This window comes from Glycomyces terrestris, from assembly GCF_003933745.1.
Taxonomy (GTDB): Bacteria; Actinomycetota; Actinomycetes; order Mycobacteriales; family Micromonosporaceae; genus Glycomyces; species Glycomyces terrestris.
The window spans coordinates 466,027-477,315 of sequence record NZ_RSEB01000005.1 but is presented as its reverse complement, the minus strand read 5'-3'; the positions used below and the strand labels follow the sequence as shown (position 1 = coordinate 477,315).

9 protein-coding genes are annotated in these 11,289 nt (G+C 70.5%); 4 read left to right on the top strand and 5 right to left on the bottom strand.

What is annotated here, in order from left to right; genetic code table 11:
* Positions 1–11 precede the first annotated feature (11 nt).
* Positions 12–2,069 carry an acyltransferase family protein gene (locus EIW28_RS20025; RefSeq protein WP_125249468.1) on the top strand — a complete coding sequence of 686 codons (2,058 nt, stop codon included), beginning with the start codon at positions 12–14 and terminating at the stop codon, positions 2,067–2,069.
* Here the strand turns inward: EIW28_RS20025 and EIW28_RS20020 are convergent, their stop codons facing one another.
* Positions 2,070–2,744: a TetR/AcrR family transcriptional regulator gene (locus EIW28_RS20020; RefSeq protein WP_125249467.1), complete on the bottom strand. Its 675-nt coding sequence runs from the start codon at positions 2,742–2,744 to the stop codon at positions 2,070–2,072.
* A gap of 102 nt (positions 2,745–2,846) precedes the next feature.
* Between EIW28_RS20020 and EIW28_RS20015 the strand changes: the two genes are divergently transcribed.
* Positions 2,847–3,563 (top strand): NAD(P)-dependent oxidoreductase, encoded by a 717-nt coding sequence (locus EIW28_RS20015; RefSeq protein WP_125249466.1) that lies wholly within the window; start codon positions 2,847–2,849, stop codon positions 3,561–3,563.
* On the opposite strand, the gene mqnP is transcribed toward EIW28_RS20015, so the two are convergent.
* Both mqnP and EIW28_RS20005 read right to left on the bottom strand, forming a co-directional pair.
* The gene (gene mqnP, locus EIW28_RS20010; protein WP_125249465.1) at positions 3,560–4,444 is read right to left on the bottom strand and encodes a menaquinone biosynthesis prenyltransferase MqnP; all 885 of its coding nucleotides are present in this window, start codon (positions 4,442–4,444) and stop codon (positions 3,560–3,562) included. The two genes, EIW28_RS20015 and mqnP, sit on opposite strands and share 4 nt — an antisense overlap.
* Positions 4,437–5,906 carry a menaquinone biosynthesis decarboxylase gene (locus EIW28_RS20005; RefSeq protein ID WP_125249464.1) on the bottom strand — a complete coding sequence of 490 codons (1,470 nt, stop codon included), beginning with the start codon at positions 5,904–5,906 and terminating at the stop codon, positions 4,437–4,439. Before EIW28_RS20005 ends, mqnP begins: the two co-directional genes overlap by 8 nt.
* Positions 5,907–6,259: 353 nt before the next feature.
* On the opposite strand from EIW28_RS20005, the gene EIW28_RS20000 reads away from it, so the two are divergent.
* Both EIW28_RS20000 and EIW28_RS19995 read left to right on the top strand, forming a co-directional pair.
* The gene (locus EIW28_RS20000) at positions 6,260–7,870 is read left to right on the top strand and encodes an MFS transporter (RefSeq protein ID WP_125249463.1); all 1,611 of its coding nucleotides are present in this window, start codon (positions 6,260–6,262) and stop codon (positions 7,868–7,870) included.
* 14 nt (positions 7,871–7,884) lie between these two features.
* The gene (locus tag EIW28_RS19995; protein ID WP_125249462.1) at positions 7,885–8,544 is read left to right on the top strand and encodes a TetR/AcrR family transcriptional regulator; all 660 of its coding nucleotides are present in this window, start codon (positions 7,885–7,887) and stop codon (positions 8,542–8,544) included.
* 170 nt (positions 8,545–8,714) lie between these two features.
* Here EIW28_RS19995 and EIW28_RS19990 read toward each other — a convergent pair whose 3' ends face one another.
* Together EIW28_RS19990 and EIW28_RS19985 are read right to left on the bottom strand one after the other, a co-directional pair.
* Entirely contained in the window at positions 8,715–10,469 is a 1,755-nt protein-coding gene (locus EIW28_RS19990; RefSeq protein WP_125249461.1) for a glycoside hydrolase family 6 protein, read from the bottom strand.
* A 545-nt stretch (positions 10,470–11,014) separates the two neighbouring features.
* Positions 11,015–11,230, bottom strand: a complete 216-nt coding sequence (locus EIW28_RS19985; protein ID WP_125249460.1) for a BldC family transcriptional regulator — start codon at positions 11,228–11,230, stop codon at positions 11,015–11,017.
* Positions 11,231–11,289: the final 59 nt, after the last annotated feature.

Genomic DNA, 11,289 nt, shown 5'->3' with positions numbered 1-11,289 from the left:
TTGATGTGACGATGTCCGCGACCACCACCACCGCACGCGCCCCAGTCCGCGCCGCCGCGCCCGCCCGCCCCGACGCCGGGTTCCGACCCGAGGTCGAGGGCCTGCGGGCCGTCGCGGTCCTCCTCGTCGCCGTCTACCACATCTGGTTCAACCGGGTCTCCGGCGGCGTCGACGTCTTCCTGTTCCTGACCGGCTTCTTCATCACCGCGTCCCTGACGCGGTCGGTGGAGCGCACCGGCGGGGTGCGCGCGACGCACTTCCTGCCGCGGCTCGCCCGCCGGCTCGTGCCGACGGCCGCCGTGGTCATGGCCGGGACGCTCGCCGCCGCGTACCTGTGGCTGCCGAGGTCGCGCTGGCCCGCGGTGTTCGACGAGACCGCCGCCTCGCTGCTGTACTACGAGAACTGGGCGCTGGCGGCGAAGGCCGTCGACTACCTCGCCCGCGACGGCGCGCCGAGCCCGCTCCAGCACTTCTGGTCCCTGTCGATCCAGGGCCAGTTCTACCTGGCGTGGCTGGTCCTGGTCGCGGTCGCGGCGCTGCTGGCGCGCACGCGGGGCGTGCGGCTGCGCGAGGCCGTGTTCCTGCTGTGCGCCATGGTGTTCGCCGTGTCGCTCACGTACTCGGTGGTCACGACGGACACCCGGCAGGCGTGGGCGTACTTCGACACCGGCGCGCGGCTGTGGGAGCTCGCGTTCGGCGGCATGTTCGCGCTCGCGCTCCCGTACCTGCGCCTGCCGGTCGGACTGCGGGTGCCGCTCGGCTGGTTCGGGCTCGCGGCCCTCCTCTCCTGCGGTGCGCTGCTGGAGGTGTCGACGCTGTTCCCGGGCGCGATCGCGCTGTGGCCGGTCGGCGCGGCGGCGTGCGTGATCCTCGCCGGGACGACGGGGCTGCCGTACGCCGCCGACCGGCTGCTCACCTGGAAGCCGGTGGTGCGGCTCGGCGCGTGGTCGTACGCCCTGTACCTGTGGCACTGGCCGATCCTCGTGGTCTACCTGCACCGCACCGGGCGCGAGACGGCGACGCTCGCGGGCGGGGCCGCCGTCCTCGGGGCCGCGCTCGTCCTCGCCGCGGTCACCACGTGGGCCGTGGAGGGCGGCGTGAGCGCGTTCGCGAAGCGCCGGCCCGGCCGCCGCTGGTCGCTGGCCGCCGCCGCGGCGTTCGCGGTCCCGCTGCTCGCGGTGACCCTCGCCGCGCAGCACGTCTACTTGCAGCGCAACGCGAACGCGGGCGCCGCGCTCGCCGAGCTGGCCGCCGACCGGGAGACGTACCCGGGCGCGGCGGTCCTGTCCGACCCGGCGCTCGCGGCGTCCCTGGAGGAGGCGCCGTTCATCCCGCCGCTCGACAACGTCCAGGACATGCCGGTGATCTACGCCGACGGCTGCGACGCGGGCCTGGCCGGGAGCGAGGCGACGCCGTGCGCGTACGGCGACCCGGGCGCCGAGCACACGATCGCGCTCGTCGGCGGCTCGCGCATCGCGCACTGGTTCCCGGCGTTCCACGAGGCCGCGCTCGAGTCCGGCTGGCAGGTCGTGTCGATCACCAAGTCCGGCTGCCAGTTCTCGACCGAGGCGCCCCGCAACGACGACGCCGAGGAGGCCGCGTCCTGCGTCGAGTGGAACGAGCAGGTCCTCGGCGTGCTCGTGGAGCTGCGCCCCGACCTGGTCGTGACGCTCTCGACCCGGGCGTTCGAGGGCGGCGACGGCACCTACCCGGGGTTCGCCGACCGGTGGCGGACCCTCGACGAGTGGGGCGTGGAGGTCCTCGCGCTGCGCGACCTGCCGCGCCTGGCCGAGCCGCTGCCCGAATGCCTCGAGCAGCGGACGGTCGAGGAGTGCGCCACGCCGGTGAGCCTCACCCGCGCGCCCGAGGACCCCACCGGCGAGTACGCCGACCTGCCCGCGAACGTGACCTTCGGGGACCTCGTCGACTACGTGTGCCCCGAGGGCACCTGCCCGGCCGTCATCGGGAACGTCCTCACCTTCCGCGACCACTCGCACCTGACGGCCACGTACTCGGCGACGCTCGCGCCGTACGTCGGCGACCTCGTGCGCGAGGCCACCGGCTGGTAGTCACCAGTCGGCGCGGCGGCGCTCCATGCCGTCGAGGATGAGGTCGAGGCCGATCGCGAACTCCTCGCCGTACGCGTAGCCCGGCCGCATCGCGTGCTCGACCGCCATCTCGGTCAGGTGCGGGAACCGGCCCGCGGCCTGCGCCATGACGCCCGCGGCGACCGCCTCCATGTCGTCCCCGCCGGAGGAGTCGAACGGCAGCGCCGCCTCCTGGATCGCGAACCCGTAGATGTAGGAGTCGAGCAGCGAGAACGCATGGGCCGCACCGGCGATGGTGAAGCCGTCCGCGCGCAGGCAGCCGATGACCGCGTCGTGGTGGCGCAGCGTCGCCGCGCCGGGGTGCACCCGCGAGTCCATGAGCCCGACCGCCCACGGGTGCCGGCCCAGGGCCGCGCGCATCGAGTCGGCGCGGCGCCGCATCCCCTCCCGCCAGCCCTCGCCCGGCTCCGGCAGCGCCACCTCCGCGAACACCAGGTCGACCATGCCGTCGAGGAGCTCGTCCTTGTTCTTGAAGTGGTGGTAGAGCGCCATCGCCCGCACGCCGAGCCGCTCGGCGAGCTTGCGGGTGCTCGGCACCGCGCCGCCGGCCTCGTCGGCCATCGCCACCGCCGCGCGCAGCACCTTCTCGCGGCTGAGCGTGCCCCGGGCGGACGGGGTCGCGGGTTCGTCGCTCACGTCGGCTCCTGTTCATCCGGTCGTCGGCCGACTGTACTTTACACCGTACAGTTTTCCTGTACAGTGTAAAGGAGCAAGCACCCTTCGACCGAGGAGCACCTCATGGAATTCATCCCGCAGACCGGCGCCGGCAAGCGCATCTGCATCGTCGGCGCCTCCGGCAAACTGGGGCGCCACATGGTCCGGCACGCCCTCGACCGCGGCTACGAGGTCGTCGGCGTCTGCCGCGAGAAGAGCGTCCGCAAGCTCGACGACTACGCCGACCGCATCACGATCCACCCCGGCTTCACCAACGACCGCGACGTCGTCGCCCGCGCCGTCGAGGGCTGCGACGCCGTCCTCACCGTGCTCGTCCCCTGGGGCGTGAACGACTACTCCTCGGGCACCGCCAAGGCCGTGATCGACTTCGCGGAACCCGATGCGCGCCTGATCTTCTCCTGCGGCTGGCACATCACCCGCGACGGCCTCGACAGGTACTCGCGCGGCCTCCGGGCCGCCGTGCACTTCGCCAGGTTCATGCGGATCACCCGCCTCATCGACCTCGACGACCAGTACCGCGCCGCCGACCTCATCTTCCGCAGCGACACCCGCTGGACCCTCGTGCGCGGCAGCGACCTCGAAGAGGGCCCCAGCCAGGGCCTGCCGGTGTGGAGCCGCCACGTCGGCGACCCGGTCCTGGAGAGCAACCTGACCCGCCGCACCGACTTCGCCCTGTTCATGGTCGCCGCCGCCGAGGACGACGCGCTCGTCCGCGAGGCGCCCGCCATCAACGGCCGGCTCACCCCCTCGGCGCTCGCCCACGCCGGCGGCGCGGCCTAGCGCAGCAGCAGGTCCCCGAGCGCGAACGCGAACAGCGCCACCGCCACGAACCCGTTCGCGGTGAAGAAGGCCCGGTTGACCTTCGACAGGTCGCCGGGCCGCACGATCGCGTGCTCGTACACCAGCGCCACCGCCACCAGGCCCAGGCCGATCCAGTACAGGAGCCCGAACCCGGTGAGCAGCCCGAACCACGCGAACAGCCCGACGGCGGCCACGTGGGTGGCCGAGGAGGCGTGCAGCGCGGCCGCCACGCCCCAGCGCGCCGGTGTGGAGCGCACGCCGATCTCGCGGTCGACCTCGGCGTCCTGGCACGCGTAGATGAGGTCGAACCCGCCGATCCACAGGCCCACGGCCGCACCGAGGACGATCGCCGGGCCCGAGCCCGCGAACGTCCCGGTCACCGCCAGCCACGCGCCCACCGGCGCGACCATCTGCGCCAGGCCCAGGACCGCGTGCGGGTAGTCCGTGAAGCGCTTCGCGTACGGGTAGACGACCAGCGGCGCGACCGCCAGGGGGCTCAGATAGAAGCAGAGCGGGTTGAGCAGGAACGCCGAGGCGAGGAGCACGGCGAGGCTCACCGCGCAGCCGGCGTACGCCGTCCGCAGCGAGACCTTCCCCGTCACCAGCTCGCGCTGGGCGGTGCGCGGGTTCCTCGCGTCGATCCCCCGGTCGATGATCCGGTTGGCGGCCATGGCGAGCGTGCGGGCCCCGACCATCGCGAGCGTGACCAGGACCAGCACGGTCCAGCTGAACGCGTCCTCCAGGGCCATGACCGTGAGCGTCGAGAGGTACGCGAACGGCAGCGCGAACACCGAGTGCTCGAAGGCGACGAGCTTCAGGAAGTCCTTGACGGGATTGGACCTCGGGAGGGTGTCAGTCAAGGCCGTACTCCTTCCAGCGCCGGTCCACGGTGGCCTTCACGGAGGCGCTCATGCGCATGGCCTCGGGCCAGCCGCGCGTGTAGCCCTCCTCGGGCCACTTCGCGGTCGCGTCGATGCCGGCCTTGCCGCCCCAGAACTGGTGGTACGAGGCGTGGTCGAGGTGGTCGACCGGGCCCTCGGTGAGCAGCAGGTCCCGCGAGTAGTCGACGTTCCCGAGCGCCCGCCAGGCCACCTCGCGGTAGTCGTGCACGTCGCAGTCGGCGTCGACGACCACGATGAGCTTCGTCAGGCTCATCATCTGGAGGCCCCAGATCGCGCTCATGACCTTCTGCGCCTGCTTCGGGAACTTCTTGTCGATCGAGACGATCACGCAGTTGTGGAAGACGCCCTCGGCCGGCATGTCGTAGTCCACGATCTCGGGGATCATGATCTTGACCAGCGGCAGGAAGATCCGCTCGGTCGCCTTGCCGAGGCCGTGGTCCTCCTGGGGCGGGGCCGAGGTGATGATGGTGTGGTAGATCGGGTTCTGGCGCATGGTCATCGCCTCGACGCGCATCACCGGGAACGGCTCCACCGGGGTGTAGAACCCGGTGTGGTCCCCGAAGGGCCCCTCGGGGAGGCGCTCGCCGGGCTCGGCCCAGCCCTCGAGGACGATCTGCGAGTTCGCGGGCACCTGGAGCGGCACCGTCAGGCAGTCGACCATCTCGACCCGCTCGCCGCGCAGGAAGCCCGCGAACAGGTACTCGTCGATGTCCGGCGGCAGCGGCGCGGTGGCCGCGTACGCCATCACCGGGTCGGGGCCGATCGCGACCGCGACCGGCAGCCGCTCGCCGCGGCGCTCGGCCTCGGCGTAGTGGCCCGTGGAGTTCTTGTGGATCTGCCAGTGCAGGCCGATCGAGCGCTCGTCGTGCTGCTGGAGCCGGTAGAGGCCGACGTTCCGCTTGCCGGTCTCGGGGTGCTTGGTGTGGGTGAGCCCGAAGTTGTGGAAGACGCCGCCGTCGCCGGGCCACACCTGGAGGCCCGGGAGCATGTTCAGGTCGACGTCGTCGCCGGTGAAGACCACCTCCTGGCAGGGGGCCTTCTTGATCCGCTTGGGCGGCACGGACTTCAGCTGCATGAGCTTGCCGAGGCCGTCGCGGATGCCGGCCCAGCCGACGGGGAGCTCGGGCTTGGCGAGCTCGCCGATGCGCTGCCCGATCTCGTCGAGGTCGCCCACGCCGAGGGCCCTCGCCGTGCGGCTCGTGGTCCCGAACAGGTTGATCGCGAGCGGGATGTCGCTGCCCGCGGGGCGCTCGAACAGGAGCGCGGGCCCGCCCTCGCGGATCACCCGCTGCGTGATCTCGGAGATCTCCAGGTGGGGGTCCACCTCGGCGGAGATCCGCTTGAGGTCGCCGTCGGCTTCGAGGGCGGCCAGGAACGACTGGAGGTCGTCGTACGGGAACTTGGGTGCCACGAAACCCATTCAACCACCCGGGGCCGGGACCGCCCGGCGAGGCGGCTGCGGAGTGAACACGGCCCTTCGCTCCCGGTCCGCACGGCGGCCGGCCCGCCCCCTGTCACACCCCCGCGCTAGGCTTCCTGTGATCTGTTCAACGATACGGTACCGTATCGTTTCGGAAAGGCGTAGAGTCGTACGCAACACCACGCCGCCCCGCGGAGCCCGCGCGCTCCCGGCGAGCGGCAGCCGCGCCCGGGCCGTCACATATCCCGCCCGCGGCACGTCATCACGACGACACCCGCAAGATCCCGTCCGCGGTATCGGCGCCGCGGCCAAGTCCGGCACCTCCGCAGGTGCCAGCGCAGAATGGAAACCCTGTGAGCGAAACCCGTTCCGAACCGGTCCCCGGGACCGAGGCAGCAGAGCAAGGACACCCGCGCCGGTGGGCCATCCTCGGCGTGCTGGTCCTCAGCCTCATCGTGGTCGTCCTCGACAACACCGTCCTGAACGTCGCCATGAAGACCCTCGCCGACCCCGAGCAGGGCGTCGGCGCGAGCCAGAGCGACCTCGCCTGGATGATCAACTCCTACACGCTCGTGTTCGCGGGCCTGCTCTTCGCCGCCGGCATCATCGGCGACCGCATCGGCCGCAAGCGCATGCTCCTGGCGGGCCTCGTCGTCTTCGGCGCCGCCTCGCTGCTGTCGGCCTACTCGACCACCCCCGACCAGCTCATCTGGTACCGCGCCCTCATGGGTGCCGGCGCCGCGATCATGATGCCCTCCACGCTGTCGCTCCTGCGCAACGTCTTCTCCGCCAAGGAGTTCCCGAAGGCCCTCGGCATCTGGACCGGCGCGGTCGGCATCGGCGGCGCCATCGGCCCGATCGTCGGCGGCGCCCTCCTCGACCACTTCTGGTGGGGCTCGGTCTTCCTCATCAACGTGCCGATCGTCCTCTTCGGCCTCGTCGCCATCACGATCCTCGCGCCCGAGTCCAAGGGCAGCCAGGCCAAGGCCGACCTCGTCGGCATGGCCCTGTCCATGATCGGCCTCGTCAGCCTCACCTACGGCATCATCGAGGCCGGCGACGCCGGCTCCTGGACCGGCGTCGAGGTCTGGGGGACCATCGCCCTCGGCGTGGTCGTCCTGGCCGCCTTCGTCCTGTGGGAGCGGCGCATCCCGCACGCCTCGCTCGACATGAAGCTGTTCAAGAGCACCCGCTTCTCGGCGTCCTCGGCCATCATCACGCTCACCTTCTTCGGGATGATGGGCCTGATGTTCTTCATGACCTTCTACCTCCAGATCCTGAAGGCGTACTCGCCGCTCGAGACCGGCCTGCTGTTCCTGCCGTTCGGCGCCTCGATGCTCGTCTTCGCGCCGCTCTCGAACACGCTCGTCAACCGCTTCGGCGCCAAGGCCGTCGGCATCGTCGCGATGCTCCTGGTCATCACCAACTTCGCGGTCACGGCGTTCGTCTACGAGGCCGACACCTCGGTCTGGGTCGTCATCGCCCTGTTCTTCATCACCGGCGCCGGCATGGCCAACCTCATGCCGCCCGCGATGAACACGCTCATGTCCTCGGTGCCCCGCGAGAAGGCCGGCGTCGGCTCGGCGCTCGCCAACACCCTCCGCCAGGTCGGCGGCGCGCTCGGCGTGGCCGTGCTCGGCACGATCATGGCCCAGTCCTACCAGGGCCACATCGCCGACACCGCCCCCGACCTGCCCGCGGCCGCGCAGGAGTCCTACTCCGCGACCTACGGCGCGCTCGAGACCGGCGTCCAGAGCGGACTGATCACGCCCGAGGCCGCCGCGCAGATCAGCCAGGCGGCGAACGACGCGTTCATCAACGCCCTGCACACCACCGCGTTCGCCGCGATCGCGGTCGGCGTCGCCGGACTGGTCATCATCGCGCTGTTCTTCCCCGGGCGGCAGCGCCGCGAGGACGCCGGCGCCGAGCCCGAGGCGGCCGAACCCGCCCTGGCCGAGGTCTGAGGGACAATCGACCCATGCGACCCGAGCTCCGCGATGCCACAGCACACCCCCGCGCCACGGCGCCCGCGGCGGTCCCCGCCAAGGGGCGGCCCCGCAGCGAGGCGGTGAGCCACTCCATCCTGGAGGCGGCGCTGGACCTCATCGCGGAGCACGGGACGGTCGCCGACGTCAGCGTCGAGGGCATCGCGGAGCTCTCGGGCGTCTCGAAGGCCACCATCTACCGGCGCTGGTCCTCCAAGGAGGAGCTCATCGCCGCGGCCTTCGAGAGCATCAAGGCCCCGCTCCCGGAGACGATGCCGCGCACCTCGCTGCGCGACGACCTCGTCCACCTCGGGAACACCATGCGCCGCACCCACGGTCCGCGCGACACGAAGGTCGTCAAGTGCATGATGTCGCTCGTCCAGGACGACCCCGAGTACCAGCGGCACCACGAGCGGCTCGTGGAGCGGCGCCGGCGGTTCGTGCGCGACACCTTCGCGCACTGGGCCGACCGCGGCGAGGTCGCCCCCGACCTCGACCTCGACCTGGCCGTCGCGATGTTCATCAGCCCGCTCCTGACGATCTTCGTCTACGGGCACTACGCGCACCTCCAGGCCGAGGACACCGTCGAGCGCTTCGTCGACAACCTTCTGCGCGGCCTCGGCGGCCCGCTCTGCGAGACCCGCAACCCCTGACGCGCGCGGCAGGGCCCCGGTCGAATCGACCGGGGCCCTGCCGCGCGTCGCATGTGGTGCGACCGGGCCCCGCCGTCCCGCGGGGCCCGGTCTCCGGAAGGAACCGAGGATCTGGTCGGATGGGGGCCCGGCGTTCCGCCTCCCGGAAGCGCCGGGCCCGACTCAGGCGGCTAGTTCAGCGGCGGGTAGGCGTTCGCCAGGAGTTCGGCGAACTGCTCCGAGGACCAGTGGCCCGACAGGGGCATGTCGTCGCGGGCCCCGGAGGGGTTGTTCCCGTTGCGGATGTTGCCCTGGTAGTCGGGGTCGCACATCTCGTCGAAGCCCTTGCCCTCGTTGTTCGGGATCTCCTCCGACGCGCCGTCGGACTCGCCCGGGGGCTTGATCCAGACGTAGGCGTCGATGCCCGGCTCGGGGTTGGCCTGCGGCCGCTCGCCGAGGCCCGCGCCGGCCTGGTTGCACCAGTTGCCCTTGTTGTAGCGCTGGTCGAGCCTGGACTCGTCCACGAACTCGATCGGGTTCGTCGAGGTCGACGGGCCGGTCGGGCGGTAGTCGCCGCCCCAGCCGTTGCGGCTGGTGTCGATCAGCATGCCGATGTCGCTGTTGAACCCGTTGTCGATCAGCTCCTGGCGCAACGCCGTGGCGAAGTCGATCTCACCGTTGTAGGAGTTCCAGTCGACCCACTTCACGTCGCCGTTCTGGTTGATCGGCCGGCCGCCCACGACCTGGTCGACCTCCCAGTAGGGCTCCTCGAGCACCGAGTAGTTCGCGGTGTTCGTGATGAAGCCGTGGACGTCGTCGGCGGTCATGCCGTTCTCGCCGATGAGCGAGCCCCACAGCTCCGCCGAAGCGTGGAAGTTGTCGTACTGCGGGTCGTCGTTCGTCCACCCGATCCAGCCGTGGTGGCCGGCGTCGAGGTAGTTGTACGTGTTCGGCAGGGCGCCGAGCTCGGCCGTCGCGTACGAGATGCCGTCGATGTAGTTGCCGTTGGCCTTCATCGTGTTGCAGTTGTCCGTCGCGGTGGCGCGGGGCGACACGTTGGTGACCAGGTTCGGCAGCGAGTCGATCTCGATGACGTTGACGATCTTGAGGTCCGCGTACTTGGACTGGCCCATGATGTCGACGATCGGGTCGATGTAGTCGTTCTTGTACTCGTCGATCTCGTCGGCGGCGAGCTCGCCGTTCGACGCCAGCGCGGCGCAGTCGCGGCCGGGCAGGTTGTAGATGACGACCTGGATGACGTCCGCGCCCTGCGCGAGCGCCTCGTCGAGGTGGTCCTCGAGGCCCATGGAGCCGGTCGTCGGGGAGCCGTTGCCGTAGATCGCCGAGGTGCGGTCGAGCCACACGCCCGTGGGCTGGTCGGCGATCGCGTCGCCGCCCGGCTCGGCCGCGGCGTTCGCGGACCAGATCGGGTTGACGTAGACCTGCGCGCCGGCGTAGGGGTTGTCGGCCTTGTCGCCGGGCCCGCCCGGGTCCTCACTGGTCGGAGGCTCGCTGGTGGGCGGCTGGGTGACCCCGTTGCAGACGTCGCCGTTGACGGTGAACTGGGCGGGGGCGGTCGAGGAGCCGGAGCCGATGAAGCCGAAGACCTCGCGGCTCTGACCGGAGCCGATCGAGGCGTTCCAGCCGACGTCCTTGCCGGTGAAGGCGGTGCCGCTCTGGGTGTAGCTCACGTTCCACGCGCTGGTGACGGTGGTCCCGGTGGGGAAGTTCCACTTGAGCTCCCAGCCGTTGATCGGCTCCTGAGCGGTGATGGTGACGTTGGCCTGGAAGCCTGAGCCCCAGCTGCTGACGACCTTGTAGTCGACCTTGCAGCCTTCTTCGGCGAGTGCCTGGTTCGCCGAAGCGAAGGTCAGCCCGGTGGCGGCGAGCGCGGCTACCGCGAGGCCCGCGATGGCCAGTCTCCTTCGTCTTCGAGGTACTTGCATTGTTCGATGTCCTTCGGAGTCGATGGGCCGCCCGAATGCAGCCCGGAACGGGTGTCCATCAAGGGAAGCGCTCCCAAGATGTGCATTGATAATCTCCGATATATAGATGGACTGTCAAGAGGTCCGCCAGGATATTTCCTGCATGGAGCCTCTCAGGCCACCGCTTTCACGGGCGACTGGCCGCGCGGCAAGCGCTTGAAACAGTGAAAACGCTCCCGCGTCCATCGGAAGGATCGGGGCGGAGAACTTTCGGCGCCGGGTACGGGGGTGGCGGCAGTGGTCCTGCGACCGGATCATCCGGAAAAATAGATTTGCGGCATTGATGGCGACTCACGGTGTCGATCCGACTTCGAAGAGTGGGTAATTGCCCTAAATGGAACAAATCCACTCCGAAGTGGAATTGATCTTCGTAAATGCCAAGGATGGAATTCCCGGGCAAGCGAAAAGCCGGTCCGTGCGCGCGTCCTCCCGCGGCCCGAAGGCCGTGGTGCGCTGCGCTGGACCGGCTCGTGCCAGGCGGATGATGCGGTCGGCGGCGGTGGCCGCTACGACGGTGCGTTCCCGGATTCGAACGTGGCCTGGGCTCCGGCGTCCCCTTCGAGCAGGGCCCGGACCTCGGACTCGCGGAACCGACGGTGACCGCCCGGCGTGCGAATGCTCCCGATCCGGCCGGCCGCGGCCCAGCGCGTCACCGTCTTCGGATCGACGCGGAACAGCGAGGCCACTTCGCCAGGTGTGAGTAGGCGGTCCTCGGTCTCCATGATTTCTTCCTCCCCGTGATGAAGACTCACTTCGTGCGTTAAACCCATTACACCACTAT

Bases quoted from the DNA above. Each gene is read 5' to 3' on its own strand.
- EIW28_RS20025 (WP_125249468.1), top strand. From the start codon at position 12: ATGTCCGCGACCACCACCACCGCACGCGCCCCAGTCCGCGCCGCCGCG.
- EIW28_RS20015 (WP_125249466.1), top strand. From the start codon at position 2,847: ATGGAATTCATCCCGCAGACCGGCGCCGGCAAGCGCATCTGCATCGTC.
- EIW28_RS19995 (WP_125249462.1), top strand. From the start codon at position 7,885: ATGCGACCCGAGCTCCGCGATGCCACAGCACACCCCCGCGCCACGGCG.
- EIW28_RS20005 (WP_125249464.1), bottom strand. From the start codon at position 5,906: ATGGGTTTCGTGGCACCCAAGTTCCCGTACGACGACCTCCAGTCGTTC.
- EIW28_RS19985 (WP_125249460.1), bottom strand. From the start codon at position 11,230: ATGGAGACCGAGGACCGCCTACTCACACCTGGCGAAGTGGCCTCGCTG.
- EIW28_RS19990 (WP_125249461.1), bottom strand. From the start codon at position 10,469: ATGCAAGTACCTCGAAGACGAAGGAGACTGGCCATCGCGGGCCTCGCG.